This window comes from Bradyrhizobium sp. UFLA05-112, from assembly GCF_053572325.1.
This window is the reverse complement of sequence record NZ_JBANBK010000057.1, coordinates 1-26,252: the sequence shown is the minus strand read 5'-3', so window position 1 is coordinate 26,252 and position 26,252 is coordinate 1. Positions and strand designations below refer to the sequence as shown.

Annotated in this window: 29 protein-coding genes and 1 pseudogene; 18 read left to right on the top strand and 12 right to left on the bottom strand. The window is 61.6% G+C overall.

The window, feature by feature from the left end:
- The first annotated feature begins 8 nt into the window (after positions 1–8).
- Positions 9–605 (top strand): L,D-transpeptidase, encoded by a 597-nt coding sequence (locus SO180_RS28330; protein WP_449382122.1) that lies wholly within the window; start codon positions 9–11, stop codon positions 603–605.
- 147 nt (positions 606–752) lie between these two features.
- Complete coding sequence (locus SO180_RS28325; RefSeq protein ID WP_449382121.1) at positions 753–950, top strand: hypothetical protein; 198 nt, start codon at positions 753–755, stop codon at positions 948–950.
- Positions 951–966: 16 nt separating this feature from the next.
- Here SO180_RS28325 and SO180_RS28320 read toward each other — a convergent pair whose 3' ends face one another.
- Positions 967–1,398 carry a COG4315 family predicted lipoprotein gene (locus SO180_RS28320; protein ID WP_449382120.1) on the bottom strand — a complete coding sequence of 144 codons (432 nt, stop codon included), beginning with the start codon at positions 1,396–1,398 and terminating at the stop codon, positions 967–969.
- Between the two features lie 174 nt (positions 1,399–1,572).
- Between SO180_RS28320 and SO180_RS28315 the strand changes: the two genes are divergently transcribed.
- Positions 1,573–2,094 carry a DUF1993 domain-containing protein gene (locus SO180_RS28315; RefSeq protein WP_449382119.1) on the top strand — a complete coding sequence of 174 codons (522 nt, stop codon included), beginning with the start codon at positions 1,573–1,575 and terminating at the stop codon, positions 2,092–2,094.
- A 6-nt stretch (positions 2,095–2,100) separates the two neighbouring features.
- Here the strand turns inward: SO180_RS28315 and SO180_RS28310 are convergent, their stop codons facing one another.
- Entirely contained in the window at positions 2,101–2,565 is a 465-nt protein-coding gene (locus tag SO180_RS28310) for a MarR family winged helix-turn-helix transcriptional regulator (RefSeq protein ID WP_449382118.1), read from the bottom strand.
- A gap of 117 nt (positions 2,566–2,682) precedes the next feature.
- Between SO180_RS28310 and SO180_RS28305 the strand changes: the two genes are divergently transcribed.
- The 3 genes and pseudogenes from SO180_RS28305 (at position 2,683) to SO180_RS28295 (ending at position 6,753) form a co-directional block, all read left to right on the top strand.
- Positions 2,683–4,608 carry an FAD-binding monooxygenase gene (locus tag SO180_RS28305; RefSeq protein ID WP_449382117.1) on the top strand — a complete coding sequence of 642 codons (1,926 nt, stop codon included), beginning with the start codon at positions 2,683–2,685 and terminating at the stop codon, positions 4,606–4,608.
- Between the two features lie 135 nt (positions 4,609–4,743).
- Positions 4,744–5,601: pseudogene (locus SO180_RS28300) on the top strand (SH3 domain-containing protein); the annotation flags it as partial.
- A 771-nt stretch (positions 5,602–6,372) separates the two neighbouring features.
- Complete coding sequence (locus SO180_RS28295) at positions 6,373–6,753, top strand: hypothetical protein (RefSeq protein ID WP_449382116.1); 381 nt, start codon at positions 6,373–6,375, stop codon at positions 6,751–6,753.
- Between the two features lie 20 nt (positions 6,754–6,773).
- On the opposite strand, the gene SO180_RS28290 is transcribed toward SO180_RS28295, so the two are convergent.
- Both SO180_RS28290 and SO180_RS28285 read right to left on the bottom strand, forming a co-directional pair.
- Positions 6,774–8,090 carry a hypothetical protein gene (locus SO180_RS28290; protein ID WP_449382155.1) on the bottom strand — a complete coding sequence of 439 codons (1,317 nt, stop codon included), beginning with the start codon at positions 8,088–8,090 and terminating at the stop codon, positions 6,774–6,776.
- Between the two features lie 499 nt (positions 8,091–8,589).
- Complete coding sequence (locus tag SO180_RS28285) at positions 8,590–8,922, bottom strand: GYD domain-containing protein (RefSeq protein ID WP_449382115.1); 333 nt, start codon at positions 8,920–8,922, stop codon at positions 8,590–8,592.
- Positions 8,923–9,246: 324 nt separating this feature from the next.
- Here SO180_RS28285 and pdxY point away from each other — a divergent pair, with 324 nt between their 5' ends.
- Both pdxY and SO180_RS28275 read left to right on the top strand, forming a co-directional pair.
- Positions 9,247–10,050 (top strand): pyridoxal kinase, encoded by an 804-nt coding sequence (pdxY, locus tag SO180_RS28280; protein WP_449382114.1) that lies wholly within the window; start codon positions 9,247–9,249, stop codon positions 10,048–10,050.
- Between the two features lie 159 nt (positions 10,051–10,209).
- Complete coding sequence (locus tag SO180_RS28275; protein WP_449382113.1) at positions 10,210–10,689, top strand: hypothetical protein; 480 nt, start codon at positions 10,210–10,212, stop codon at positions 10,687–10,689.
- Positions 10,690–10,791: 102 nt separating this feature from the next.
- Here SO180_RS28275 and SO180_RS28270 read toward each other — a convergent pair whose 3' ends face one another.
- A complete protein-coding gene (locus SO180_RS28270; protein ID WP_449382112.1) occupies positions 10,792–11,415 on the bottom strand; it encodes a phasin family protein in 624 nt (207 codons plus the stop codon).
- Positions 11,416–11,568: 153 nt separating this feature from the next.
- On the opposite strand from SO180_RS28270, the gene SO180_RS28265 reads away from it, so the two are divergent.
- Together SO180_RS28265 and SO180_RS28260 are read left to right on the top strand one after the other, a co-directional pair.
- On the top strand, positions 11,569–11,832 hold the full coding sequence (locus tag SO180_RS28265) for a hypothetical protein (protein WP_449382111.1): 264 nt from the start codon (positions 11,569–11,571) through the stop codon (positions 11,830–11,832).
- A 197-nt stretch (positions 11,833–12,029) separates the two neighbouring features.
- Positions 12,030–12,194: a Flp family type IVb pilin gene (locus SO180_RS28260; RefSeq protein ID WP_449382110.1), complete on the top strand. Its 165-nt coding sequence runs from the start codon at positions 12,030–12,032 to the stop codon at positions 12,192–12,194.
- 215 nt (positions 12,195–12,409) lie between these two features.
- Here the strand turns inward: SO180_RS28260 and SO180_RS28255 are convergent, their stop codons facing one another.
- Together SO180_RS28255 and SO180_RS28250 are read right to left on the bottom strand one after the other, a co-directional pair.
- Positions 12,410–12,583: a hypothetical protein gene (locus tag SO180_RS28255; protein ID WP_449382109.1), complete on the bottom strand. Its 174-nt coding sequence runs from the start codon at positions 12,581–12,583 to the stop codon at positions 12,410–12,412.
- Positions 12,584–12,619: 36 nt separating this feature from the next.
- Positions 12,620–12,970 carry a zinc ribbon domain-containing protein YjdM gene (locus SO180_RS28250; RefSeq protein WP_449382154.1) on the bottom strand — a complete coding sequence of 117 codons (351 nt, stop codon included), beginning with the start codon at positions 12,968–12,970 and terminating at the stop codon, positions 12,620–12,622.
- A 192-nt stretch (positions 12,971–13,162) separates the two neighbouring features.
- On the opposite strand from SO180_RS28250, the gene SO180_RS28245 reads away from it, so the two are divergent.
- The gene (locus tag SO180_RS28245) at positions 13,163–14,569 is read left to right on the top strand and encodes an adenylate/guanylate cyclase domain-containing protein (protein ID WP_449382108.1); all 1,407 of its coding nucleotides are present in this window, start codon (positions 13,163–13,165) and stop codon (positions 14,567–14,569) included.
- Positions 14,570–14,934: 365 nt separating this feature from the next.
- Positions 14,935–15,081, top strand: coding sequence for a hypothetical protein (locus SO180_RS28240; RefSeq protein ID WP_449382107.1), 147 nt, complete (start codon positions 14,935–14,937; stop codon positions 15,079–15,081).
- Between the two features lie 103 nt (positions 15,082–15,184).
- Here SO180_RS28240 and SO180_RS28235 read toward each other — a convergent pair whose 3' ends face one another.
- Complete coding sequence (locus tag SO180_RS28235; RefSeq protein ID WP_449382106.1) at positions 15,185–16,147, bottom strand: hypothetical protein; 963 nt, start codon at positions 16,145–16,147, stop codon at positions 15,185–15,187.
- A gap of 213 nt (positions 16,148–16,360) precedes the next feature.
- On the opposite strand from SO180_RS28235, the gene SO180_RS28230 reads away from it, so the two are divergent.
- Positions 16,361–16,648: a hypothetical protein gene (locus SO180_RS28230; RefSeq protein ID WP_449382105.1), complete on the top strand. Its 288-nt coding sequence runs from the start codon at positions 16,361–16,363 to the stop codon at positions 16,646–16,648.
- 628 nt (positions 16,649–17,276) lie between these two features.
- Here the strand turns inward: SO180_RS28230 and SO180_RS28225 are convergent.
- Positions 17,277–18,074: a transglycosylase SLT domain-containing protein gene (locus tag SO180_RS28225; protein ID WP_449382104.1), complete on the bottom strand. Its 798-nt coding sequence runs from the start codon at positions 18,072–18,074 to the stop codon at positions 17,277–17,279.
- A gap of 216 nt (positions 18,075–18,290) precedes the next feature.
- Here SO180_RS28225 and SO180_RS28220 point away from each other — a divergent pair, with 216 nt between their 5' ends.
- The 5 genes from SO180_RS28220 (at position 18,291) to SO180_RS28200 (ending at position 23,280) form a co-directional block, all read left to right on the top strand.
- Positions 18,291–19,304 (top strand): acyl-CoA desaturase, encoded by a 1,014-nt coding sequence (locus tag SO180_RS28220; RefSeq protein ID WP_449382103.1) that lies wholly within the window; start codon positions 18,291–18,293, stop codon positions 19,302–19,304.
- Positions 19,305–19,761: 457 nt separating this feature from the next.
- Positions 19,762–19,965 (top strand): hypothetical protein, encoded by a 204-nt coding sequence (locus tag SO180_RS28215; protein WP_449382102.1) that lies wholly within the window; start codon positions 19,762–19,764, stop codon positions 19,963–19,965.
- A 185-nt stretch (positions 19,966–20,150) separates the two neighbouring features.
- Complete coding sequence (locus SO180_RS28210) at positions 20,151–20,744, top strand: GDSL-type esterase/lipase family protein (protein ID WP_449382101.1); 594 nt, start codon at positions 20,151–20,153, stop codon at positions 20,742–20,744.
- Positions 20,745–21,319: 575 nt separating this feature from the next.
- On the top strand, positions 21,320–21,586 hold the full coding sequence (locus SO180_RS28205) for a DUF2312 domain-containing protein (RefSeq protein WP_449382100.1): 267 nt from the start codon (positions 21,320–21,322) through the stop codon (positions 21,584–21,586).
- 446 nt (positions 21,587–22,032) lie between these two features.
- A complete protein-coding gene (locus tag SO180_RS28200) occupies positions 22,033–23,280 on the top strand; it encodes a lipase family protein (protein ID WP_449382153.1) in 1,248 nt (415 codons plus the stop codon).
- A gap of 208 nt (positions 23,281–23,488) precedes the next feature.
- On the opposite strand, the gene SO180_RS28195 is transcribed toward SO180_RS28200, so the two are convergent.
- The 3 genes from SO180_RS28195 to SO180_RS28185 all read right to left on the bottom strand — a co-directional run bounded on the left by SO180_RS28195 (position 23,489) and on the right by SO180_RS28185 (position 26,078).
- Complete coding sequence (locus SO180_RS28195) at positions 23,489–24,004, bottom strand: ParB N-terminal domain-containing protein (protein ID WP_449382099.1); 516 nt, start codon at positions 24,002–24,004, stop codon at positions 23,489–23,491.
- Between the two features lie 281 nt (positions 24,005–24,285).
- The gene (locus SO180_RS28190; RefSeq protein WP_449382098.1) at positions 24,286–25,719 is read right to left on the bottom strand and encodes a chromosomal replication initiator DnaA; all 1,434 of its coding nucleotides are present in this window, start codon (positions 25,717–25,719) and stop codon (positions 24,286–24,288) included.
- A gap of 152 nt (positions 25,720–25,871) precedes the next feature.
- Positions 25,872–26,078: a DUF2188 domain-containing protein gene (locus tag SO180_RS28185; protein WP_449382097.1), complete on the bottom strand. Its 207-nt coding sequence runs from the start codon at positions 26,076–26,078 to the stop codon at positions 25,872–25,874.
- Positions 26,079–26,252: the final 174 nt, after the last annotated feature.

Sequence of the window (26,252 nt, the reverse complement as noted above, 5' to 3'; positions counted from 1 at the left end):
GCGGTTGCATGCAGGCGACCCTGTCGCCGTCCAACAGCGCGAGCATGACGCCACGCGACCGTCAGTTGCTGGCGCATACGCCTTACGCGCAGGCGAACGTACCCGAGCAATATCTCCGCCATATCGTCGACTATTCGCGCAAGGAGCAGCCGGGCACGATCCTGGTCGATACCGACGCGCGCTATCTCTACTACGTTCTGCCCGATGGCAAGGCGATCCGCTACGGCGTAGCCGTCGGCGAGGAGGCGATGGCGTTCTCCGGCGTGGCACGGGTCGGCCGCATGGCCGCGTGGCCGGACTGGATCCCGACACCGGAGATCCAGGAGCGGCTTGGGCCCTATCCTTCGCGCGTTCCCGGTGGCGCGGCCAATCCGCTCGGTGCGCGGGCGCTTTACCTCTATGCCGGCAACAAGGACACGCTCTATCGCATCCACGGCACCAATCAGCCGGAATATATCGGCCAGGCGATCTCCTCCGGCTGCATCCGGATGCGCAACGAGGATGTGATCGACCTCTACGACCGGGTGAAGATGGGTTCGACCGTGGTGGTGCTGCCACCGGGACGGACGGCGCAAAGCGGGGCAGGAGACGGCTTGCGCGGGTAAGCAGGTAGCTGCGGAGATCGTTGGCGCGGGCTCGGCGAGCGTTGACCGGGCCCTTCTACGTTCTGGAACCGCAAAACGTGAAATGCCTCACAGCGGATGTGCTGCAGGTGAGCTATGCCTCACGCGCTAGCTGCCAACGGAGGCACCATGCAGAAATTCTTTTATGAATTGAACGAGCACGACCGCCGCATTGCGCGAAAGTGGCGGTGGGCAAGTGTCAGCTTTTACGGCTCGATTCTCGCAGGACTGATCCTGTACGCGGCGGTGCACTTGAATCCGGAGGTGAACTACGCTTCCGCCGATTCCGTGCCGCATGCAAAGGTCGCGAGCAGTTCGAGGCACTGAGCTTCGAGCGGCCTCGCTACTCGTCGGGCCGGGCGATCCGCCATTGCAGGGTCGTGGCGTTGCCATTGGTGTCGCCGGGCGCCTTGTCGGCGGGAGACGTGTAGAGCGGGCGATAGCGGTACGCCCACATCTTGCTGCCGTCATTGCGTGTGATCACGGTGAAGTCGCCGACCGCCTTGGCGTCGGTGGGCGCTGACAGCGGTGTCCAGATCTGGGCACATTTGCCGTCGCAGTTCGATGTCTTGCCGCTGGTGTCACGCTCATAATAATAAAGCGTCATACCTTTGAGATCGACGAGCTTTGGGCCTTGCTTGGTCAGGATCACGCGCGCCGGCGCGGTCGTGGCGTCGGGCTTTGGCGGCGGCGGAGCATCCGAGCCATGTCCGTTTGCGAGCGCCTGCCCGGAAAGGAGCAGTGCGGCTGCGGCCACCATGACGAACCTGAACATCCAAGGCCCCCGATCACAAAATTAATCGCGCGTTAAGCGCAGAATGGGGCGACGGTAACAGTCGAAAGTTAGTTCCAGGTTTCGCCGCGCTGCGACAAATGTGGGCACTGGTTGCAATCGGCGAGGATTTGCGGGAACTCTATCCCACGCGACATCCAAGCGGGGAGTTACGCCATGGCCTTTTCGCTCTACGACGCAACGGTTGCCAATTATCTCCAGATTCTGGGCGCGGTCGGCGGTTTCCTCGACAAGAGCCTGGTCCATTTCAAGGAGAAGGGCATCGATCCGGCCGAGGTCGTGGAGACGCGGCTTGCGCCGGACATGTGGCCGCTGCGCGCCCAGGTGGTGTCGGTCGCGCATCATTCGCGCGGCGCGCTCGCAGCGGCGAGGGACGGGGTGTTCGTCCCGCCGAGCATCAACCCCGATCACGACTACGCCTCGCTTCAGGCGCTGGTGACCGAGGCTCGCAACGAGATCTCCGCTCTGACACCCGAAGCCGTCGATGCTCTGGTCGGCCGCGATGTCACCTTCAAGGTCGGTGACCGCACGGTGCCCTTCACCGCGGAGGGTTTTCTGATGTCGTTCTCACTGCCGAACTTCTTTTTCCATGCGACCGCGACCTACGCCATCCTCCGTCACAAGGGCGCGCCGCTGGGAAAACGCGATTTCATTGGCCGGCTGAAGCTGAAGACGTGAGCGCACTCACGTCGGCGCCTCGCGCATCGGCGCGCGGCTAAGGTCATTGCCCGCGGCGATCGCCTTGCGCAGCAGCCGCATTAATTCATCGGCTTCCTTGTCGGTCAGGCCGCGGAGCATGATCCGCTGCGCCGCCTCGACTGCTGGTGTGATGGCACGCAGCGTCTTGCCTCCTTCGTCGGTGATCTCGAGTTCGCGCGCGCGCCGGTCGCGGCTGCTGGCGCGACGCTCGGCAAGGCCCTTCTGCACGAGGCGATCGATCACGCCGGTGATGGTCGTGCGGTCGTACGCGATCAGGCCTGCCAACGTCACCTGGTCGAGCCCGGGATTGGCCTTGATGGTCGCGAGCGCCGCATATTGCACAGGCGTGAGGTCGAAGCCTGCGTCCTCCACCTCGGCGAGGAATACCGCCACGGCAATCTGCTGAAAGCGACGGGCCAGATGGCCGGGCATGTCGTTGTTGTCTTTCACCGGACGCTCCTCGGATGACGGGCATTGACAAGTATACTGATAGTCAGTATACTGATCAATACTGAAGAAGGACCTAACGCGGTCCACTTAACGCGCAACAGGGGAGGAGCAGGTCTCATGCAGTTCCATCTCAATGGATTTTTGGCCGGCGACCCCGATATCGCCGACCCGGCAGAGCGCATTCAGGCCTCCGGCGCGGCCGGCTCCGTTCCGGACGAGGTCGACGTTTTGATCGTTGGTTGCGGCCCGGCAGGACTCACGCTCGCGGCGCAGCTCGCCGCGTTTCCCGACATCAAGACCTGCATCGTCGAGCAGAAGCCCAGTCGCCTTCTCGTCGGCCAGGCCGACGGCATCGCCTGCCGCACCATGGAAATGTTCCACGCCTACGGCTTTGCCGAGCGCGTGCTGAAGGAGGCCTATTGGGTCAACGAGACGACGTTCTGGAAACCCGACGGCAAGCACAGCGCAAACATCGTGCGCAGCGGCCGGGTGCAGGACGTCGAGGATGGGCTATCCGAATTTCCGCATGTCATCCTGAACCAGGCGCGCGTGCATGACGGCTTTCTCGACGTCATGCGCAAGTCGCCAGCCAAGCTCGAGCCGCACTACGCACGGCGTCTGATCGATCTCCATGTCGACCCCGCGGCGCGCTTCGAAGATCATGCGGTGACGGTGAGGTTGGAGAGGATCGATCCGGCTCACGAGGGTGGGATCGAAACCGTGAAGGCGCGCTATGTCGTCGGCTGCGATGGCGCGCGCTCCGGCGTGCGCAAATCCATCGGCCGTGAGTTGCACGGCGATTCCGCCAACCACGCCTGGGGCGTGATGGACGTGCTCGCGGTGACCGACTTTCCCGACATTCGGTTCAAGGCACTGATCCAGTCGGCCAACGACGGCAGCATCATCGTGATTCCACGGGAGGGAGGCTATCTCGTGCGCCTCTATGTCGAGCTGACGACGCTCGATATCGGCGAGCGTGTTGCGAACCGCAAAATCACCTCCGACGATTTGATCGCGAAGGCGCGCCGCATTCTCAATCCCTACACGCTCGAGGTGAGGGAGATCGCCTGGTGGTCGGTCTACGAGATCGGTCAGCGCCTGACAGACAAGTTCGACGATGTGCCGGAGACGGAGACCGCGACGCGGCTGCCTCGCGTCTTCATCGCTGGCGATGCCTGCCACACTCACAGCCCGAAGGCGGGGCAGGGCATGAACGTCTCGATGCAGGACGCTTTCAATCTGGGCTGGAAGCTTGCCGCCGTGCTGCGCAAGCAGTGCGCACCGCACCTTCTGCACAGCTATTCGAGCGAACGTCAGGCGGTGGCAAAAGAGCTGATCGAGTTCGATCGCGAGTGGGCGACGATCCTGGCCTCGGCCAAGGGCGACGGCAAGGCCGCGGATGCAGCCAAGACCCAGGACTACTTTGTCCGCCACGGGCGCTACACCGCGGGGACAGCAACGCATTATCGGCCGGGGCTCCTGACCGGTAACACCACACATCAGCATCTGGCCAGCGGTCTCGTGATAGGCAAGCGTTTTCATTCCGCACCGGCGATCCGCCTTGCCGATGCAAAGCCCGTTCACCTCGGCCACGTCGCCAGGGCGGACGGCCGCTGGCGCATTTTTGCGTTTGCGGGCGCGGGCGACCCCGCGGCGGGCGACGGAGCGATTGCCTCGTTCTGCGATTTCCTGAGCCAGGGACGGGAGTCCCCGGTGCGACGCTATACGCCGGTAGATGCGGATATCGACTCCGTGATCGATGTACGCGCGGTGTTCCAGCAGGATCATCGCGAGCTCATCATCGGCGCGATGCCGCCACTGCTTCTGCCGGCGAAGGGGCGGTACGGACTTCGCGACTACGAAAAGATGTTCTGCCCCGATCTCAAGAGCGGTCACGATATCTTTGCCATGCGCGGGATCGGTCGCAATGCAGGATGCATGGTCGTGGTGCGGCCGGACCAATACGTCGCACATGTGCTGCCCCTCGATGCGTATGCAGAGCTGGCGGCATTCTTCGACAGCTTCATGTTGCAAGTGAATTGAGGGTCGCGCGATGAATGGCGGATGAATATTGAACCCGTCTGCCATCGGCCTCTTCATCTTTCGGCCAGTTCGACGCGGTGGCGCGGAACGCTCGCTCCGCTCGAACGTTCCTGCTCGCATGAGGAGGATCACGCTATGAAGCTTAGACTTGCGTTTGCCGCAGCCATGCTGCTCGCGCCGACCGCCGCACTCGCGGCGCCCGGCATCGTCACTGCGTCCGTCGGGTTGAGGGCGGGGCCGGGTCCCGGCTTTCCGATGGTCGATCGCATTCCCGGAGGCTCCCGCGTCAATGTCCACGGCTGCCTTGACGGCAAGGCCTGGTGCGACGTGAGCTGGTCGAACGACCGCGGCTGGGTGTCGTCGCAATATCTCGAATATCTCTACCGCAACCACTACGTCTATCTGCCCGACTATGTCGACGAGGTCGACGTGCCGGTGGTGCCGTTCGCGCTGAGCTCGTACTGGTCGAGCTACTATGCCGGCCGGCCCTGGTATCACCGCCGCGACTACTGGGCGAACTACTGGACATCGCATGAGCGCAATGCGACGCGGATGACGCTCGATCCGCGAGCCGCGCGCATCGGGCGAGCCGCGACGCGCGAAGGTGCGATCGCGGTCGGAGGCGGGCGCGCCGGCGAAGCCGCGCGTGTGACGCGCGAGCAATCGCAGGCTCGCGAGATCCGCGGTCGCCCGGCGGATGCACAGGCGCGGATGACGCATGAGAACGCGGTACGTGCGACGCACGAGAATGCGCGCGCCGCTGCCCATGAGAACGCTCGCGCCGCGGCCCGCGTGCAGCCAATGGCGCGCCCTCAGCCGCAGAATGCGCGCAGTCACGAGGCGCCGCGCGTCTCGGCGGCGCCCGCGGCACGTCCCGCGATGCCGCACGTCGCGCAGCCCAATGTCAGTCATGGCGCGCCGATGAACGCGCATGCGCAGATGCCGGCTCCGCGCGCAGCAGCGCCCGCGACACCCCATGTCGGTGGTGGTGCTGTCTCTTATACACATAATTACGCAGAGGTAGATTTCATCGAACGTAACAACTTCACCGGATGCTCCCTTTGTCCACTCGGGGCAAGGGGCTTACGGGAGGATGACGATGAGACAGCCAGGCCATTCGGAGACGCGCCGGCAAAATGTCGCGATGAAGTCGATGTCGAAGGAGGCGAAGCAGCTCGCGCGTGTGATCGCCGGCTATCGCGGCTCGCTTCTCGATCTCGACCAGCAGCGGACGAGGACGAAATTGTCCGACGCCGAAAAGGGTATTTTGGACGAGCGGCGCAACAATTTGCTTGTGACGATTGCAGCATTGGAAGACCGCCTCTCGGCGGTGCAAGGATTGATCGACCTCGGCCGGCCGCACGTCATTCGCGTGCATTGACCGCCGCCAGCGCGTCCGACATCCATGACGTGATGGTTTCGCGTGCCGCGGCGGCGGTCGCGAGGCTACACGATGCTCTGGACGGCACCAAATTGCCATGCTCCCGGCGAATTGCCGCCAAAGCCCGCTGGCACGTGAGAAGCGGGAGCAGGGGACGTGCGATGGGGACGACAGTGGCTTACAAGATGGTCGCAGAACGCGACAATGAGACGTATAGGTTCGAGCGTGAGAGCCGGCTCGTGATCGTGGCGAAGGCGCGCGTGTGGGCGAGCGAAGGCTGGCAGGTCGTGATAACCGACCAGGATGGCAAGGCCTACGCGCCGGCCGAATTCGAGGCGTTGCTGGCGGCCTGACCGGCCGCTTGATGGGGACAGGGGACAATTTTGACGTCATCTGATCGATCGGGGCGCGGGCTAATCGCGCCCCTGTTTGGCGTGGCCGCAGCAGTCCTGCTGACCGCGACCATTGCGCGCGCGCAAAATCTCGACGAGGGCAAGCCGCCGCAAAAACTGTTTGCCGATGGCTGCGCGAGCTGCCACCGCAGCCCGCGCGGTCTCGCCAAGGGGCGCTTCAGCTTCACGCTCTATTGGTTCCTGAAGGACCATTATGCGAGCAGCGCGGATTCGGCGAAGGCGCTCGCCGCCTATCTGGAGAGTGTCGACAGCCCGCCCGCGGGAAAGTCGCGCGCGGCGGCGAAATCGTCGAAGCCCACCGGTGCACCTCGGTCGTCGCTGCGACCGCCAGCGTCAGTGCCGCAGAGGTAACGGGTTACGCGGCTACCCGCTCAGCTCGTGCGCACTTTCGAAGCTCTGGCCGCCTGCGGCTGTTTCGCGGAGCCTCGCGCATCGCGCGCAACGGTGTGCCGGGCCGAGCGTGCGGCCGCGAGCTTCCTCGCAGCAATCTTTTTGTGCGGCTTCGCCTCAGCCGTGGCCTGCCTGGAGGTCGCGCCGCCCCGGCGAGACACATATTCCTGGCCGTCGATAGGGCCAACATGCGGCGGATCGTGGTCGAGATAGGGCCGGCCGATGCCGAGCGCCTTGCCGTTGGCATCGACCCACTTCCATAGCAGTTCGGTGGAGACCCAACGCTGCGCGCGGTTCTCGCCCTTGACGCTCACGATATCGGCGGCGAGCCCATGGCCATAACCGCCACGGGTGCTGCCGCCATGATACGACCGGTTGGAGGCGGCTTTCAGGCCGCTCGCGATCGATTGACGATAGTCGTCGCGGAAGGCGCTGGTAATGCCGGGCTCGAGACCGGCCGCCTGCGCGGCGTGAAGCGCGTGGAACAGCTTGAGCTTGAAGCTGCGGTCCATGCCGCCGATCACGTAATCCATCAGCGACATGCCGGCCTTGTCCGCGGCCTTCGGATCCTTCCAGGCAAAATCCTCGTCGACCAGCTTGGTGAACGTCCTCATGACCGTCACCATCTTGCCGCGACGCTTCACCGTCACGCTACGGCGCTCCTCCTCCTTGATCGAATCCTCCTTGGGCGTGCGCTGATAGAGCGCCCAGAGATAGCGGTCGATGCAGACGTCGACGACGAGGCATTCGTCGGCGACTTCGAGCGGATCCGGACCTTCGCGCGTGACGGCTGTCGCGTCGGTCGAGACGGGCTCCGCGCTCGCTGCGGCGAGTGGCGGCGTCTCCGCAGGCAGCACATCCGTCGGATCTGCGGAAGCAAGCTTGACGGTCGGCTCGTGCGTCTCCGTGGCGGTGATGCGCTCCGGCGTGCTTGAACTTGCGGGCTGCGGCGCTGTTTCCGCCGGCAGCATCTGTGCTGGATCGGCCGATGCAAGCTTGACGATGGGATCCGATGCGGTCGCGGCTGGCACCACGTCGGTCGTCGTCGTGCTCACCGCCGGCAGTGCGATCGTCGGCACGTCGATCACGGCGACGGGCTCGCTCACGGTCGCAGCGCGCGGGACGTCGGCAGGTTCGCCGCGCGCGGCGAGAGCAGGTGCGGAAGAGTCTGCAGCGACGTTGGCGCTGCTATTCTGGATTGCCCCAGGGGCGACTGTGGTGAGCCAAAGTGCAAAGGAGCCCGCGAGTACCGCCACGGGGCACGACACCGCCACGATGAGAGAGCGCTGATCGTTCATCATCCCAGCCTCCAAAGGCTCCCGCCGGAACCCGATTGCAACAGCCAAGCATGCGACGCAGCAATTGTTCGGGCGATGATATGGCGGCGCAATGGCACAAAAGACGGTTGCGGAGCTTTTCAGCGTGAGTGTGTCCCGGTGGACACGCGCGGGTTCCCTGCAGTTCCCATACGCCTCGCTGAGCGTCGCACGATCACGACGCTGAAAACAAAAAGGCCGCCCAACGGGCGGCCTTTGAAGTCATAAGCGCAGAGCCAATCAAAGTAGGTACCGCAAAGCCAGCCCCGGGATTCTCAAAATCGGCACGAGCTGAAACATTCTGCCCGGTCGCGTCGACCTTAATAGAAAATTGTTTCACGCGAAATGAGGAACTATGACTTCGCTTAATGCAAACCCTTAACGCGCGATGCAGCGTGAAAAGTCATGACTGGAGCGCGCCCGGCCAGGCCGATATGCAGATAGTGCCAAGGCGCGCCAGCATCGCGCACCATTACCGGCTCTACTTTCCCGGCGGCGTGTAAGCGGCGGCGAGGCGCGAGGCCTTTTCCGCGACCGACTTGAACTCGCCCATCTTCCAGGCGCGCACCGTTTCGATTTTCGCGATCGCACCGCTCGCAGCAGCCGCCATGCCGACCGCGATGGCATCGGAGCCGTCGGGCATATCCGTGATGATCACGGCATCATGCGCGCCGGTGGTCATGAACGCGCCAAGCAACTTGCCGCCGGCCTTCTCGACCAGCGTGTTGACGACCTCGGTGCGGTCCGTCGGCTTTTCGACAAGTCCCTTCACGCCCGTGTTCGAATAGGAGACGTAGGTGATGAACAATGGCATCGTTCCCTCCGTTGGGTGACTGAGCGCACGATCAGCTTTTTGAAAAAGGCGCCCGCAAGGGCGAGGATCAAGCCTGCCGACGGCATGCAAGCTGCCTGAAAAACGAAGCGGACTTCGGCACGTCCAGTGTGGCGGCAGCGAGGGACTATAGTCCCTTTTTCCCACGCGACAATGCGTTCACCTCGTGCAAGCGCGGTTGGGCTCTTGCGAAAGGTATCATCTTGGTGGAGCAATTGATGAGTATCGCTTTCGCTCCATCCACCTCCAAATTAAATCTTCCAAATCAACTCCTGCAAGTCGCATCCTCCAGGTCAAATCGCGCACATGCTCGTCATCTCCATTCAAAGTCAGGTCGTTCACGGCCATGTCGGCAACTCGGCCGCCGTCTATCCCATGCAGGCGGAGGGCGTGAATGTCGCGGCGGTGCCGACGACATTGCTGTCGAACCACCCGCGCTATCCGACGCTGCGCGGCCGCGTGCTGGACGCGGATCTGGTGGCCGATCTCCTGCTCGGCGTCGAGGAGCGGGGCCTGATCGAGCGGGGAAGCGTCCTTCTCACGGGCTATCTCGGCTCGCCTGCAAATGCAGAGGTCATCGCCGATTTCGTCGAGCGCGCGCGGCGACGAAATCCAAAGCTTATCTATCTCTGCGACCCCGTGATCGGGGACGACGGCAAGGTCTACGTCGCGGACGGCATTTTGGATGTGATCCGCAAGCGGCTCGTGCCGTCTGCGACCATCATCACGCCGAACCAGTTCGAGCTGGAACTGCTGTCCGGTATTGCAGTGAAGGATGCGTCCAGCCTGCTGGCCGCGAGCGTCGCCCTCGCGGCGCAGGGCCCCCGAGGCGTCATCGCGACCGGTTGCACGCTCGCCGACACGCCAGCAGCGCAGGTGGAGACGACCCTCTGGCAGGGCGAAAAACTGTCGCGCTTTGCGACAGCACGGCTGCCGATCCGGCCGTGCGGGACCGGCGACCTGCTGTCGGGACTCGTGGCGGCGGGGCTTGCGAAGGGAGTGACGGCCGAGACGGCGGTTCAGCTGGCAGTCGATGCTGTGTTTGCGGTGCTCGGACACACACATCAAGCCGGGTCGGAGGAGCTTTGCCTCGTCACACCTACAGATTGAGTAAGTGCTATTGTAATTATCTATGGATGCTAAACGTGGCGGTTCGGAAATGCGGCAAACTTCGGGCCGTCAACAACACATACAGTTAGAAGCCCTATTGTCCCCGTAATACATTGTGTGGGTTGGGGTTGTTCGGGCGCGTATCGGGAGAACCTATCCATGGCAAGTGTTGAGCAATTGCGAAGAAAGGACTCGGTAAACTTGGTTCAGCTAGAGGCGGACATTGCGTCGGTTCGCCCGGGAAGTTCATTAGCTTCAATTGCATTACCTGATTATGTCGAGCACACGGAGGGGGTCACGCGCGTAGGGGCCCTCAGCGCAGAGGCGGTCATTCGCGACTACGAGTCCGCCGCAAAAGAGATCGAGGCGATGGGGGCCGAGCTGATCGGCGCTGCGCGAAAATGCGAAGAGCTGACGGCCCAGGTGCACGATGCGATCGCGTATATGCGCGAAACGGCTGCGGGTTACCGGGAAGAAGGACGCAAGATCTTCAAGAGGATCGAAGAATGCGCCCTGTTCACCGAGGACGTCCGCAAGACATGCGAGCAGGTGAAGCGCAGAATGGAAGCCTCAGGCCGTGTTTCCTCCACGGAGGAGAATGAGCCGGCCGAGCAGGAGCAGGTCTCCGAAAGCGCGTAGATCCCTCTGGATCTGGTCCCCTTGATCCGAGGGATGTGAGACCGCCCTCGGGCGGTCTCTTTTTGCTTTTTTCGAGAGCTTCGCGATCTGCCGCATTATCGGCTAGTGGCGCGTTGCACGGACTTCCAGCGTGGTCTGGGTGATCCTGGCCACGAAGCCCTCAAAATTTACGACCCTCTGCTTGACCAATTGTTCGTGCAGGCCGGCGATTTTCTGCGATTCTGCGACGAAGCTATCATACGCCTGCTTGGCGAATTCCATCTGAAGCTCGAACGCCTCCGCAGGTGAGCTAGCGCTCGCAAGCTTCCCGACGAAAGACCAGGCGTGTTCAAACGACCTCCTGGTGTAGTCGCCATAGGCATCTGTGATCGCCTGAAGACTAACCGGTACGAGTTCCATCGAAGCGGCTGGCACGTCTGCTGCCTCGGTGGTTGAAATCTCGGTCGACGGGAGCTGCAGATTGAGGTCGACATCGGCCTCCAGCTCGGTCGCTTGACTGGTTTCCGGCTCGGCAGCCGGCAACTGATCCGTTGCGGTCGCGTGTTGCTCGTCGGCCTTGGTCTGCTTCGTCTTTTTCTTTCGGTTACGCTGGCCGGATTTTCCGGTCGGCTTGGTCTGGTCCGCGCTCAACATTACAAAATCACTCCCCAAATCGATGAAGCCACAACCCTCCGCCGTATTTGCGCTAAAATCGCGATTACGGCTTGTCGCGGGCGTGGCAGGCATGTGATGAGATTTGGCAGGATGAACGCCGGGCCCGGAGGTATCAGCTTCCGTGGCACCTGCGAAATCTGCATTGTTGCAATGCAGCAACACGGGCTACCGCACTGCAGCATAAGGACATAGCTCCGGATCTCAAATCTACCCAGGAGATTCGGTGTGAAGACAATTTCGTTAACCATTGCAGCTGCCGCCATGTCGGTTGCTGCTGCCACCGCAGCGTTCGCCGCGGAACTGCCGAGCTATGAAGCCAATGGCTTTCCGGTCTCGCCGGTGCAGGTGGGCCTGCTCGGCGCCGCGCACGTGAACCAGCAGGCGGCCGCCACCACCGCGCCATCTCCGCACCAGGTCAGCGTGCTGACGTCGCGCGCCAAAGTGACGACCGCAACGACCGCGCCGGTGACAACCGGCACCGCGCGCTGAGCACGATCCGAGAGAGCAGGGTGGGCCTGCGCCGTTAGCCAGCCCATCCTGCCGGCTGATCCCGCGACCACGGTCCAGGTGCAGCCCCGGGCTCGCGTATCGTCAAATTGACAGACCTAAATTAACTCAATCGTAGATTGCGCACACTATCCGGTTGCGCGCAGGCCAAGCCTGGCACAACCTGAAAGGATACGATCTTGAAGCGCATTTTCGCAAAATTTATCGCTGACGAGTCCGGCGCGACCGCGATCGAGTACGGACTGATTGCCGCCGGCATCGCGCTTGCCATCATCGAAGTCATCTATGCGCTCGGCACCAATCTGGTTGAGAAACTCACCGCGCTGGCGACCGCGTTGAAGTAGAGCGCTGAACGCGTGGCCCCGGATGGAGTGAAAGCGTAATCCGGGACCATGCCGCAGGGCCGAAGTTCCGGTTTGCGCTTCGGCCTTCGCTCGTTGAGCTACGGCGGACAAGTCGCTCCGTCCGGCTACTGAACGCTTTACCGATCGCGTTGATTGATAAATACCGCAAATCAGAAATTTTGTAAACGGGGAATCTGTCGGACCGTTGGGGCCGATCAACCGAACAGCGCGGCGTAGATCACGTAAATCCAGCCCAAGATGCCATGGATGATCGCCCACAGGATCGAATGGTTCTTGGTGTAGGAGATCGCGATGGTCAGCGCCGAGCCGAACCCGACGCCATATTTCGCGCTCTCGACCCGAACTCCGTAGTAGCGATTGCCGTTCATGGTCGTCCTCGCTTCGCTGGTCGTCGTGGTGCGGCTTTACGCCTTCCGCACGAACTCCGATTTCAGATTCATCGCGCCGATGCCGTCGATCTTGCAGGCGATGTTGTGCCCGTCGCTGGCGTCCTGGAGGCGGATGTTCCTGACCTTGGTGCCGCCTTTGACGACCGACGACGATCCCTTGATCTTGAGGTCCTTGATCACGATGACGCTGTCGCCATCGGCAAGCCCATTGCCGTTGGCATCACGCGCGCCCGCCTCCTGCGCCGCTTCCGAGGCCGCCTCAGTCGACGTGCTCCACTCATGGGCGCATTCCGGGCAGACCCAGAGACCGCGATCCTGGTAGGCATGCTCCGAACGGCAGTTCGGGCATTTCATGGCGTCGTCCATCGTCAAACTCATCCCCCTTCTCAGGCGGGCGCACCGTAGGGGCCGGGGAGGGGAAAGCAAGGGAAATCCGGGCCGTTTCCCTCCCATCATCGTGACGCAGCATTTGGCTGATACGGCTTGTGGCCTGCCTCACGAAGCATAGCTGATGGGGAGCGGATTACCGCTTGCGCCTCTTTCAGGTAACATCATTGCATGAGCGAAATCGAAACCCTGTTTGGTGTGTTGCGCCAGTCGGCTGACGAAGGCGTCGTCGACATGCTCGAGCGCATGGTGCGGGAGGCGCCGGACCATGCCTTGAACCGCATGAACGCGCTCGACCTTGCGGCAAATGCCGGCCTCGACGAGGAGCGCGTCGTCGCAGGCCTGCTGCACGCGGTGCAGCTCGGCATGGCCGAGCTGACCTGGAGCGTGATCTGCCCGAGCTGCGCCGGTGTGCTGTCCGCCAACAAGAGCCTGAAGACCCTCAACAGCCCGCACTATCATTGCGCCTTCTGCGCCGCGGGCTATGAGACGACGCTGGACAATCTGGTCGAGGTGACCTTCACGATCAGCCCGCGGGTGCGCAAGATCGCGGCCCACAATCCCGACGAGCTGTCGCTGGCCGACTACTATCGCCAGATCTTCTGGAGCTCGGCGATCGATCTCCCGGGCGACGTGGAGACGCTGCTGCGCGAGGTGACGCTCGAGACCTTCGACCTGCCGCCGGGCGAGCGAGCCATCCTGTCCCTGCACGCGCCGGAAGGCACGTTGATCGTCTTCGATCCCGTGACGCACACCGCCCAGTTCCTCGAGATCAAGGGCGAGGAGACCAGCGAGCGGCAAAACCTCTCGATGATCTTCAGCAAGGCCGAGACGCCTGCCGAGGCGGTCACACTGCGCCCGGGGCCGTTGCGGCTGGCGCTGGACAACCGCACCGATGGCCGCGTGCTGCCGGCGGTGTGGGTCGCAAACAAGGCGCTCGAGGATCTCCTGACGCGGCGCAAGCCGGCGCTGACGGCAAAACGCCTCCTCACCAACCAGACTTTTCGCGATCTCTACCGCACCGACACACTCGCCATCGGCCAGCGCCTGAAGATCCTCAGCCTGACCTTCCTGTTCTCGGACTTGCGCGATTCGACGGGGCTCTACGAGCATGTCGGCGATCTCGTCGCCTTCGATCTCGTCAATGAGCATTTTCGCCTCTTGCAGGAGATCATCGTCTCCGAACACGGCGCCATCGTGAAGACGATTGGCGATGCCGTGATGGCGACCTTCGAGACGCCCGACCGTGCCATTGCCGCCGCCATCCGCATGCGCGAGGCGATGAGCGACCTCGGCGCCGAGCGCCAGCATCAGGGCCTGCTGCTGAAGATGGGCATCCACGAAGGCTCGTGCCTCGCGGTCACGCTCAACGGCCAGCAGGACTATTTCGGCCAGACCGTCAACATCGCCTCGCGCGTCCAGGGGCTTGCCGCCTCACGCGCGATCGTGGTGACGGAGCCGGTGGTGGAGCACGCCAGCGCGCGGACCCTGCTCGAGGCCGGCGGCTTGCAGCCGACGCGCCGCAGCGTGGCACTGAGCGGCATCGCGGACCGGGTGTCGGTGTACGAGATCCCCTGAGGCGGGCAGGGCCGGGTGGGGACAAAACCAAAAACGCGAAAACAACCCCATGCAAAGTAGCCGGTGGCCGGGTGGGACGATCTACGGATTTGACGAATTCGGTTGACGCGTCGGGCAAATCACCGGCATGATGTCATCATCGCAGTTGACGGTCCGCAGCCCGGATGGAGCAAAGCGAAATCCGGGACTGGAGCCCACGGGACAATACCCGGATTGCGCTGCGCTCCATCCGGGCTACGCGACTCGTTATGTACGGCCGTTCAAGACGGACGTGATCTCTTTAATGGTTGCTTTGCAGATCGCGCTGCTTGATGCGGTCGCCGCATCTTGCGCGGCCATTTCTGGAAATCATACTGGAGGCCGTCATGCCCGTTGCGCAGAAAGCTGTCATTGCCACCACCTCGCTACGTGGTTTCATTCTCAGGCATCTGGCGCTGTTCGCGGCGGCCGCGCTGTTCGTGTTCGTGCTGGGCTTGACCTATGGGCTGGATCTCAGCCCGGGATTTTTCTGAGCGAAAGTGAACTCGTAGCCCGAATGAGCGAAGCGACATCCGGGGAACGGAAGACCCGGATGTCGCTCCATCCGGGCTAGGCTGCTCTACCCGTCGTACAGGCTCACCAATCCGGATAGCCGTAAAGGTCCATCATATAGGGCGGGGGCATCCAGGGTCCTCGCGGCGGCCGGGCCCGCCGAGGTGCGGCTGCCTGTACGTGCTGGCGCACAGGCGCATCGTTCTCCTTCATCACGGTCCGCGCAACTGGTTTCGCGGATGACGCAGCGACCTGCGTTTGCAGCGCCTGCACCTGCGCAGCGAGGCGCGCAGCGTCCCCCGCATCCTTCTCCCGCGCCGTCTTGAGTTGTTGAATGGCGTCGGCCTGCTCGCGAAGCGTTTGCTCGTGACTGCTTTTCAGTTGCTCGAGCTTTTCGTTGATGCTCGCAAGCGACTGCGTGATGGTCTTGAGCGATTGCGCGAGCTCGGCGGCTGTCTGGTCGGGCGGTGTGGCGGGGGCTGGCGGAACACTTTCCGCTTGCTTCTCCACTTGCTTCTCCGGTTCCTTGGGGACCGGCGGTGCCGGCACGGACGTCGGCCCATCCGCAGCAGCTAGCTGGACTACCGGCGACGTCGGAGAATTGCGAGGCTCCGACACCTCCGGGGGCGCAACCGCGGCCGGCGGGGCCCATCGCGCCATGATCGCTTTGGCCTCATCGCGATATTGCGAAGCGAAGGCAGCACCAAGGATGCCTATCGCCAGCAGCAGGCCAACGAAGGCGCGCAGCATGGGTCGATCCCCTTTCAGGCCTTGATGGTTACCTTGCTGGCTAACAGGGCTCTGCGGCGCCGGCGGCTTATCCGGGGAAACGTCGCTGCGTTCCGCATCGGCCTTTGCTTGCGGGGCGGGCGGGCTATCGCTGCCGCGTTCCAATCCGGAAACCACTCGGTCCAGCCGCGCAAGTTCTTCGTTAGCGCTTTTGATCTGCTCATAGGCCCGCGTCAGCTCGCCATCGGCGTGCGGTTCAGCAGGCTTCGGATCATCCGGCTTCGGGTCGTGCGTCTCAGCCACCGATGCGCTCTCCATTCAGCCTCGCGTCAACGGAACGAGTGCGGCAGTCCGATCAAGAGGATAGTTCTCGCCGCCGTCCAAGACAACGCGGGCGCGAGGGAGAAATTATGGCGACCGTCATCCGGGCTGCGGGTTGACTACAGGAGCTGTTCCCCGATCGCCTTGCAGCCGCGCGTTGTCCCCTAGGCATCCGTGCGACGTGCTATGTTATGGCGGGGAGGATGATCAATGAGAGTCCTGACAGCGCTACTCGCCCTGCTGCTTTCAAGTCCGGCCGCCGCCCAGGACTGCCAGACATGCTCGATGGCCGACGCCTGCATGAAGGAATACGGCAAGGCGACCTCGGAAGCCCAAAGGGCCACCAGGCAAGCCATCCGGGATTGGAAGCAGAATCTGGACAGAAAGGCCTCCGCGGAATTGTCCAGCAGGGGCATAGCCGCACTGCAAGACACAATGGAGACGCAGGTTCGTTCGGAGCTGGAGCGCCTGAAGGAATGCCTGGCGAAGATCAGGTAGCGGGGAAGCTCTCGACCCATCGCAGGGGCTTCGCACCCCAAATGTCGTGACAAGCCGGTTTGGTGCGCGCGGTGGCCGAAATCCGCCGGCGGCAACGGCGGTCATTCGAGCATGGCGAGAGCGAATTAGCTTGCCTTGCTTTGTGTCCTTCAGCACTCTTCGCGGGAAGGAGACTGACGCATGAAAATGATGACCGTCGCATGTGCTCTCGGAACGGCCCTCGTTGTGTGTAACCTTGGGATATCAGGTGCTGAAGCCCGGGCACGGAAGGCCCAGGTAGTTCGCGAACCACAGCAGCGGCTTGTTGTCACGGTGCCCGTGCTCAGGCCCACTCCGTGGGATTATAATGTTGTTCCACGCTATCGTTATCGCCCTGAGGACGACCGGGTCGATCCGTACGGTCCGCCGCTGGTGCCGTCGTGGGTCCGCTATGAGGGGTGGCGGTGGCCATACTGGTGGTGAACAACGATCGCATGATCGGCCACCGTACGCTCTCTACGCTCATCCGGGCTACTGTAGGGTGGGCAGAGCGAAGCGTGCCCACCTCTTTGGTCGCCACGGGCAGAAGTGGTGGGCACGTCGCTTACGCTCCTTTGCCCACCCTACGCGTTGCTACGCCCTCTAAGACTTAACCGCCGTCATCCGCCGCGAGGCGCAGGAATTGCCGCTTCATCGCGTTGACCCTGGAGATATAGCCCGCGACGAGATGATCGCCGCAGCGCTCGCCGGCCATCATCTGAAAGTGACGGCGTGCGTAGGCTAAGGCGGGGCCCGCGCCGCAGAGATGGATCAGAGCGGCCAGATCCTGCTTCTGCTGCGCGCTTGCCTTCACATCGCCCGCGAGGCCGAGAACCGCAACCACATTGCGGTCCAGATACACCGATGCCAGCTCGATCGCGTGGCTCGGGATTGCGCGGATATGGAAGCTGGTGAACCCGCAGCCGGTCTCCGTGACCGCGTTGCCGCGGATGCAGAACCGCGCGGCCTCGGCATAAGCCGGATCAGTCATCTGGTAGAGGCCGACGGCGCTCGAGGCGGGCCGGTAAATCGCGAGAGGATTGAGGCTCCATCGCCAGCGCCAGTAGGTGCGCGCCACCGGATTGCCCGAACTCTCGACCTGCGCCAGCGCGGCCAGCAATTCGGGCGTGATCGTAGCGGTGGAATAGGTGCGGAACAGCGGCCCGTATTGCCGCCAGTTCTCGGCCGGCTCCTTGTCGAGGGTGTTTCCGACAAAGACGAACAGCTCGGTCGGCTTGCGCATCACGTGATAGGCGATGTTGAAAAGCGCGATGGCCGCAAGCAGCATCGCGACGCCACACGCGATCCGAACCATCCGCGGTGCGCGCGCGAATGTCTTTCGCACCCACCGGGCGCCCCGCCGGAACTTGCGCAGGCGAGGGAGGAGGCTGTTGCTTTTCCTTGGCATGGCTTTTGGAGCTAGGGTTAATGCGGCTGGCGCTTGCGACCATCACCCGGCGAAGTCGATGGTATTGCCGTGAAATCTGGCGTCACCGCCCTCCGACTCCGTCTCATTGAATCCCGGCTCTGCGCTCACCCGGCCGATCGGGTCCTTGCGAGAAACAACATGCGTCTGTAGGTTGCGCCGCAGTAGCGTTAATTTTCCGTAAATGGATCGAGTGAAATGACCGCAATTCGGAGCGTGGCGTCGGAAGAAGGTTTGGACCGGAAAATGCCACCGGGTGTGCTTCTCGAAGGTCCGGTGGTCGACGCCAAGTTTCTCGATTCCTATATCGCGTTCGGCTTCATGATCGGCGGTTCGATCGCTGCGCTGATCTGGGGAGTCTGGCAAGGCATCGGCCGGGTGGAGGTTTCGGTCTTCGTCGGCATGTTCATGCTGACCACGGTCGGGATCGGCTTCATGCATCGCTACTTCGTGCACCGGAGCTTCCGGTGCAGTCCGGTCATGCGGACGATCTTCGCCGCGATCGCGACGCTGGCGGTGCAGGGCTCGATCCTGAAGTGGGTGAGCAACCACCGGCGGCACCATCTTCACTCGGACAAGCCCGGCGACGTCCACAGCCCCTACTATGACGGCGACGGCAACCGCTATGTCAACTTCGTCAAGGGCATGATGCATGCGCAGGGCGGCTGGGTGTGGGACCAGGCCACGACCGATGGCGAATACTACGCCAAGGATATTCTGGCCGACCCGATCTCCATGTTCTTCACCAGAACACGCTGGTACTGGTACGCGCTGTCGGCGGTGATCATTCCGGGTGCGATCGGCTACGCGTTCGGCGGCGTGCACACGATGATTGGCTGCATATTGTTCTCCGGCCTGTTCCGCAGCTACGTCATGACCATGGCCACCTCGCTGGTCAACTCGGTCTGCCATAGCGACGGTCGCTACGGCTACCGTCGCTTCGAGACCTCCGACGGCACGACCAACGAGCTGGTGACCACGATCCTCACCTTCGGTGAAGGGCTGCACAACAACCATCACCGGTTTCCGCGCGACGCCTACATCTCGCACGCCTGGTACGAGATCGACATCAACGGCCTGATCATCCTGGGGCTTGGGAAGCTCGGGCTCGTGCATGACATTTTCGTTCGCCCCGCATCTGTTAGAGCCGTCGCCGCCGAGACGCCGTTCGACGGCGTCGGCGAAGACCTTGGCTCGTCGGGCGCAAGGTAGACTTGTCCGCTCTTCCGGGAATCACGTAGGATGGGTTGAGCACCTGCGAAACCCATCAATCGGTGCGGCGACTAGAGATGGGTTTCGCTTCGCTCTACCCATCCTACGTCCTACGAGCTTGCTCGAAAATGTGGCTACAAGTGTGAAATAGCGCACAGACGGAAACCCGTCGGTCTGGTTGTGTGGCGCGCATGTTGGCCCTGCCTCCAGTACACTCTGTGAGAGGGGCATGCGGCAATCTCAGGAACCTCGTCATGTGCGTCCACAAGCTCACGGCCATGCTTTGCAGCTTTCGCATTGAGTCCACCTTGAGCGGGTGAACCAAAGAGGTTCGGGTGCGCGCTAAACAAGGCGCACAGGGATTTTTCTGGGCCCCGCCGGTGACGGACGGGGCTTTTCATTTGTTTGTCTTGCCCATGCCTGCCGGCGGTGGCCCTGCGAAGAAGGACGCGGGGTCATGTGGGAGTATTTTGGACCCGATTTCGCTTTTGACGTGGTGAAAGGGGTGGTCGCCGGAGTCGCCTCTATGGCATTTCAGGTGATCGCCCCGCGGACCTTTCGTGCCGCGAAGCAATTTCGCGCGCGCTGGGTTGCCAGGAAGGCTGCAAGGCAAGCCGCAAGACAAGCACGCCGCAATGCGCCGGCGAATGATGAGCGGTGAGAAGCCAATAGCGCGGATGGAGCTCGTAGGGTGGGTTAGCCGAAGGCGTAACCCACCACTCTTTGCCTGGGCGGAAACGAATGAAGTGGGTTACGCCTAGCGAACTGCAAGGCTAACCCACCCTACGCGCGCTGCATACGCAAAAGCCGGGCTCGGGCGTAATGCATATTGCTAACCGCGGATTGATGGAGAACATTGATGCTGCCAATCTCGGGGGGGGCATCCATTCAGCCCTGATTGAAGTGATTTTCAAAATAGATGGAGCTGGCATGAATTATTCGAATTTGCGAATTTTCTTCGTTGCTGTCGCGGGCATCGTTGTTGCCTCGGCCAATCCCGCTTCCGCACAAATCGTGGCGCTGGGCCATAGCGCCGTACGTGGCAACGTCTCCGAATCCGAAATGTGGCCGGCCGTGCTGGAGGGATTGCTGCGCGCCAAGGGTTCTCAGGTCCATGTCGCAAATGCGGGCGTTTGGGGAGAGACCACTGACGCGACACTTGCGCGGGTGTCGAGCGCAGTCCCCGCGGGGACCAGGATCGTCATCCTGTGCGACAATGCCGCCAACGACATCAGGCACAATATGAGCCCGGCTCAGGCCGCTGCCAATATCGCGGCGATCAAGAGCCAGTTGAAAGCGCGGGGCATCCGTGTCGTCGACGCCATGGGGATTTACATGTCGGTGGTGAGGCAGCCGGGCGGCACCGGTCCCGATGGACGTCATTTGAGCGTCGAGGGCAACAAGAAAGTCGCGGCGGCACTGGTCGGCATGGTGCGGTAGTTTGTTGGACAGCGCGTAGGATGGGTTGAGCCTTTGCGAAACCCATCATGCTCGCCGCGGCATTGATGGGTTTCGCTGCGCTCTACCCATCCTACGCGCTGGCGGACAAGTCGCTCCACCCATCACCGTGGGCAAGCTCATTCAAAGCCTCAGCAAGAAAATAGAACGTTAAGACTTGCTGGCGGTTGATTTGCGCGATTCCGATTCGTTCCTTGAGAACGAAGCAGAGTCAGATGCAGAACAAATTTCCTGCATAGCTCGGTGGGTTAGCCCTGCGGCTGCGCGAAGCGCAGTCCGCCAGGCGTAACCCGCCACTTCTCTCACCGTACGAAAGCAAAGTGGTGGGTTACACTTCCGCCTTCGCTCGTTGAGCTTCGGCGGACAAGTCGCTAACCCACCCTACGATCCCGCGCTCGATCCATCCTGCGGGCTGCGCGCTACGAGCTGTCGGCTGCAAGATCGTGAGGACGCTTGTCGGTTGCGCGGGTTCCCGCGTGCGGTGCGAGGTCCGTCGGTTAATACATTGGTCATTCCTTTGCAGTCATTTTCACGGCCTCATTCAACAGGGAGGCACCATGTCTGACGTCACCATTCCCGGCGGAAAAATTCGTTCGTTCGTCGAGCGGATCGAGAATCTGGATACCGAACTGCAGGAGTTGAACGAGCAGAAGAAGGAAGTGTTTTCGGAAGCCAAGGCCGAGGGTTTCGATGTGAAGATCCTCAAGGAGATCATCAAGCTGCGGAAGCAGGACGAGGACGAGCGCGACGAGCGAGAAACCCTGCTTGATCTCTACATGAGAGCGATGGAGACGGCGGCGCCGGAACAGGCGAAAGCGGCGTGAGACGATCGGCTTGATGTGTGAGGAGAGATAGCCGCAATCGGCGGATTGCGGCTACCGCTCCAGCACGTAGGATGGGTTGAGCCCTTGCGAAACCCATCATCTTTGCAGCGGCAATTGATGGGTTTCGCTGCGCTCTACCCATCCTACGAGCTACGACGAACTATTCCGCGCCCGAGTGGCCGGCATATTCGGCCCAGGACGAATGTGCTCGAGGCAGCGCGAGCGATTCTCGATCTTATTGAGGGCGGGCGAAGGAACTGCCTGGATTGAGTTGGCCGGCGCCGAGCGCCGTTTTTCAGGGCCCGCCTGTTGATCGTTCAATTCCATACGGTATCGGCGATCGATGCCGGAAGAATAGTGACATCCGCAAAATGACTCTGCTAGCCTTTGTGCACAATGAAACGAAGCGGGTAGGGACTATGTTTGGATGTGTGGGATTGACGCCGGTGCGGGTGCTCGCGGTGGTCGCAGCGTTGATCGCTTCACAGGCGCGCGCAGAGTTCGCGGCCCTTCCGGTAGGCCCGCTGTGGGGCGATCAGGATCTGTCTCCGTTCTATCGCTGGACGCAGGCGCTGCCCGAGCGCGCTGGAGTCATGCTGCGCGAGGAGCCGATGCTCGCGCAGCCGGAGATCACGAAGGCAGCTCTTGCCGAGCGAATTCTCTACACCTCGACCGACCTGCGCTGGAACGCGAGCGTCGTTCCCGTGAGCGGGACGCTTTATTTGCCCAAGGGGGAGCCGCCGGCCGGGGGCTGGCCATTGGTCGCGTGGGCGCACGGGACGCTGGGCGTGTCTGATCGCTGCGCGCCGTCCTGGACGGGCCACAAGCCGCGCGATGCCACCTATATAGAGCGATGGCTTGAAAATGGTTTCGCCGTGGTGGCCACGGACTACCAGGGCCTTGGTGGCCCCGGACCGCATCCCTACCTGATCTGGGAGGCGGAAGGGCGCTCCGTGCTTGACGCCGTGCGTGCCGCACTTGTTTCCCATGCCGAAAAGCTCGCACGCAAAGTCTTCGTCACCGGCCAATCGCAGGGCTCCGGCGCGGCTCTGGGCGCGACACGCATTTCGAGGAGTTACGCTCCCGATGTGCCGCTGCTCGCAACAGTCGCGACAGGTCTCGTCTCCACCTTTCCGGACGGTCCCTATAAGCTGCCGGAGCAAGCAATTGGCTCACCAGTCTATGTCTCGCTCACGATGCTGGGTGGCGCCCTGCCGGACGATGCGCCACCGCTCGACGAGCTCGTGACCGAAAAGGGTAGGGCGCTTGTGAAGGCTGCGCGCGAGGGCTGTACCGCCGAGATGCGCTCGGCGGCCCAGCGGGATGAAATCACGGCGGACAATGCCTTCGTGGAGCCTCTTGAGAAGATCGAGGCAAGACTTGTCCGTGTCACCGACATGTCCCCCGCACGCTTGCCCGTGCCGGTTCTGCTCGGCACCGGCCTTGCCGATTCGCTACTGGTGCCGCGTCGGCAATTTGCCGCTGTGGCGGCTTTGTGTGCTGCCGGCAGCGATGTTGTATGGCGGACCTATTCCGGCGCCAGTCACAACGGTGGACTGAATGCCGCCTTCCCGGATGCGCTGGCGTTCTTCCGCGATGCACTCGCGGAGCACAAGCCACAAAGTAATTGCGGTAGCATCACCGAGCCCGGTCTCCCAGCCTCGCCGGCGCCAGAGATTCCCTTCAACGACTAAGCGTCAAGCGGAACGACACCTCAGAGATCGGGTTAGCTTCGGGGCGGAGGTAACAGGCGCTTATGCGCGCGTCTCCACCACCGTAGGCAAGCTCATTCAAAGCCTCAGCGCGTAGGATGGGTTGAGCCCTTGCGAAACCCATCATCTTTGCAGCGGTAATTGATGGGTTTCGCTGCGCTCTACCCATCCTACGAGCTGGAGCCGACAATCAATAGCGGCCGCCGCTGCCCTTTTGCTGCGTGATCCAGTCCGACAATGTTTTCGGTGTCGATTTCGTAGTCCGTCCCGGTGATGCCTTCGGATTGTCGCTGACGCCTTTCGTCGGACGGGTGCGCGGCGCTTCCGTTGCGTTGACGCGCTTCGAGGCAGCTGTCGATGCCTCCGCGGCTTCCTTCTCGAGGCGCAACTGTTTCAATCGCGCCATCTTGATGCGCTCAGCCTCGACTTCTGGTCTGTCGGACAGCAGGGGCTTGTGTTGAGCAAGCTCGGCTGGGACCAAGACACCGATAATGGTTGTCTCGCCGAGCGCCTTGCAGGCTTCGAGCCGATGCAGTCCCTCGACCAGAACGAGGCGGTCTCCGTCGAGCCGAACGGAAATGGGGGCCTGTTGTCCGATGTCCAGAATGCTTTCCGCGATCTCCCCGACGGTTTCGGGCCTGATGGCTTTCTTCTGCTTCGTGGGAACGAAGATCTTCTCGATCGGGAAGCTTTCCGGTTTGGGCACAACTTGACTCCGCTTCTACCGGGCCCGTCGGAACCCATGCCGGTGGTGTCTGGAGTTTAGGAGGGAAGGGCTCGACCGCAAAGGCAATTTCTGGGGATTACGGTGTGCACCTAATCGCGGAGCATGCGAAAGTTAGCTGAAGCACGTAGAAAGTTAGCTGAAGCACGTAGGATCGGTTGAGCCCTTGCGAAACCCATCATCTTTGCAGCGGCAATTGATGGGTTTCGCTGCGCTCTACCCATCCTACGTGCTCTATGCAAGCGCAAGCGGCCACCTCGAAGTCATTTCCGTTTGCTTGCCGATTGTTTAGGCGTGGCATCAATCACAACGATTTCTGAAGCCGGTTCTCCAGCCTTCAAGCGCGCTTCCCGGATTGCTCGTATTTGGTTGAGTTTGTCTCCGACATCTCCATAGTCGATCACGACAAAGATACCATGGTTAGTACGAGCCGCCTCCTTATAGATCTCTAATTGCCTCTCGTAACCGTGTCGAACCGTTCCGTGCGACCGCTTCATTTCGACGAGTACTCGCGCTTCATAGCCGCCACTGAATTTAAAATCGACGGGTCCTCCTCCCATATTGGCTTCCGGTGAGATGTCGATGTTGTTTGCTTTGCAAAAGCTATCGGCCATCGCGAAGTAGATCAGTTGTGCGGCTCGCTCTCGTTTCGGCACTCCGTCAATCCAGAGCTCTTCCCACAAGTTTCCTTTTTCAACATGATGTTTGAAAAGGTCGAGGGTCTGATGAACCATATCGACGATCGTCGAAAAACCAGCTGAAAAATCGTAGCGCTGACCGGTCTTAAAGAGAGTGGTGTCGGTAGCCAGTATTTCTTTTAAGCGAAAGTAGCCGAGCGCATCCTTATTTGGATCATAGTGGGCGGCAGAGCCCTTTACGGACTGCAAAAACGAATCGAAAAGTTCGGCGGACTCCGTTGCAGCAGATCGCAACGCCGCCTTTCGTTCTGCGACGGTTGGTCGAGTGATCCCTGCCAAATACCTATTGACGCGGTCTCTAATCTGGCGGTTCGCAGTCGCCGCTGCTTCGATCTGTGACCAATCGTTTGCGATCGGCAAATCACGAACTATATCGCGAGGCACTAGGACGACAGTCTTTTCCACGGCAGCGGGATCGTGAAAGGAGGGCAAACCGTATTCGTCAAGCTCGTCTTGCTTCCTCACCGGGATGCCTTGCGATTGACAGAAAGCTTCCGTCACCTTGGCGAGCTGGCTGGCGATAACCCGCGTGGTAAAGTCACTAATCGTGTCTGGGCCGACTCGGTCTTCAAAAAACCCCATGAGCGAGATCATTTCCGGGTCGCGAGCACCCAAATCAACGATCTCCTTTGAAGTGCGAAGAATCGTCTCCCTGATCTCGTCGGGCCGCGAATTGCCTGACCTGCCGCTCCCTCCATAACCGAGGCCATTTTCTGGAGGTTCACGAAGATTGAGGAGACGTCGGGCACCGCGCCATGCGGCGTCTCCTTCTGCTCGCGAGATAACAAGCAAGCGTATAAAGTTCTCAAAATGCGCGCGAAAGGCCGGGAGAGCTTCGGTTCGAATGACGAGATTAGCCGACTTTCCAAGTAGAACTGGACAGATGAAAAGCTGCGTGTCGACGTTCAAGAAGGGGTCGATCAGACCAGCGTCGTGTAGAACTTTCGGTCCAATACCAAAATGCGTCGAAAAGAGAACCGGGTTCTTGACTATCGCCATATTTCGCTAGCCATCTTCCGGACGGCCCCAGACGTACCCGCAGCTCTTACGGCAAATGGTCCGCATGAACAGAGCGGCACGTGGGGTGGGTTAGCTAGATGTTGCCCGGACATCGCTGCGCTGATCTGGGGTAGGCGTGTTGGGCCGAGCAGCTACGGTTTGCGCCATTTGTCAGGCGTACCCCTCGACGTATGACGGACGCGCTCGACATGAGGCGTTGTATCGGTACTCAATTCCCGAGCCCGTTCGATGGCTTCACGTTGGGTTGGAAGCACGTCGCTGGCCCTATCGGAGTTGGCTCGTCGAACGGCATAGTCGCCCTCGTCTCGGCGCTCTACATATATCCGTTTGTCCTTCATTTGCTTGCCCTCATGTGATTAGGGCGGCCCAAACGGACCGCCCCAACTAGTAGTAGTGGTTCAATTTGTTCACGAACACACCGTCGTGCTGCCGTGATTATAGATCGTTCGGAGTTACGAAGTGTGTATGTACAAGGCGTTCTTAACTCCGAACGACGCCTACGACCGTTCCGA

Coding starts and splice junctions, on each gene's coding strand:
- SO180_RS28330 (WP_449382122.1), top strand. CDS start 9: ATGCAGGCGACCCTGTCGCCGTCCAACAGCGCGAGCATGACGCCACGC.
- SO180_RS28325 (WP_449382121.1), top strand. CDS start 753: ATGCAGAAATTCTTTTATGAATTGAACGAGCACGACCGCCGCATTGCG.
- SO180_RS28320 (WP_449382120.1), bottom strand. CDS start 1,398: ATGTTCAGGTTCGTCATGGTGGCCGCAGCCGCACTGCTCCTTTCCGGG.
- SO180_RS28315 (WP_449382119.1), top strand. CDS start 1,573: ATGGCCTTTTCGCTCTACGACGCAACGGTTGCCAATTATCTCCAGATT.
- SO180_RS28305 (WP_449382117.1), top strand. CDS start 2,683: ATGCAGTTCCATCTCAATGGATTTTTGGCCGGCGACCCCGATATCGCC.
- SO180_RS28290 (WP_449382155.1), bottom strand. CDS start 8,090: ATGAACGATCAGCGCTCTCTCATCGTGGCGGTGTCGTGCCCCGTGGCG.
- SO180_RS28285 (WP_449382115.1), bottom strand. CDS start 8,922: ATGCCATTGTTCATCACCTACGTCTCCTATTCGAACACGGGCGTGAAG.
- pdxY (WP_449382114.1), top strand. CDS start 9,247: ATGCTCGTCATCTCCATTCAAAGTCAGGTCGTTCACGGCCATGTCGGC.
- SO180_RS28275 (WP_449382113.1), top strand. CDS start 10,210: ATGGCAAGTGTTGAGCAATTGCGAAGAAAGGACTCGGTAAACTTGGTT.
- SO180_RS28270 (WP_449382112.1), bottom strand. CDS start 11,415: ATGCCTGCCACGCCCGCGACAAGCCGTAATCGCGATTTTAGCGCAAAT.
- SO180_RS28255 (WP_449382109.1), bottom strand. CDS start 12,583: ATGAACGGCAATCGCTACTACGGAGTTCGGGTCGAGAGCGCGAAATAT.
- SO180_RS28250 (WP_449382154.1), bottom strand. CDS start 12,970: ATGGACGACGCCATGAAATGCCCGAACTGCCGTTCGGAGCATGCCTAC.
- SO180_RS28245 (WP_449382108.1), top strand. CDS start 13,163: ATGAGCGAAATCGAAACCCTGTTTGGTGTGTTGCGCCAGTCGGCTGAC.
- SO180_RS28240 (WP_449382107.1), top strand. CDS start 14,935: ATGCCCGTTGCGCAGAAAGCTGTCATTGCCACCACCTCGCTACGTGGT.
- SO180_RS28235 (WP_449382106.1), bottom strand. CDS start 16,147: ATGGAGAGCGCATCGGTGGCTGAGACGCACGACCCGAAGCCGGATGAT.
- SO180_RS28230 (WP_449382105.1), top strand. CDS start 16,361: ATGAGAGTCCTGACAGCGCTACTCGCCCTGCTGCTTTCAAGTCCGGCC.
- SO180_RS28225 (WP_449382104.1), bottom strand. CDS start 18,074: ATGCCAAGGAAAAGCAACAGCCTCCTCCCTCGCCTGCGCAAGTTCCGG.
- SO180_RS28220 (WP_449382103.1), top strand. CDS start 18,291: ATGACCGCAATTCGGAGCGTGGCGTCGGAAGAAGGTTTGGACCGGAAA.
- SO180_RS28215 (WP_449382102.1), top strand. CDS start 19,762: ATGTGGGAGTATTTTGGACCCGATTTCGCTTTTGACGTGGTGAAAGGG.
- SO180_RS28210 (WP_449382101.1), top strand. CDS start 20,151: ATGGAGAACATTGATGCTGCCAATCTCGGGGGGGGCATCCATTCAGCC.
- SO180_RS28205 (WP_449382100.1), top strand. CDS start 21,320: ATGTCTGACGTCACCATTCCCGGCGGAAAAATTCGTTCGTTCGTCGAG.
- SO180_RS28190 (WP_449382098.1), bottom strand. CDS start 25,719: ATGGCGATAGTCAAGAACCCGGTTCTCTTTTCGACGCATTTTGGTATT.
- SO180_RS28185 (WP_449382097.1), bottom strand. CDS start 26,078: ATGAAGGACAAACGGATATATGTAGAGCGCCGAGACGAGGGCGACTAT.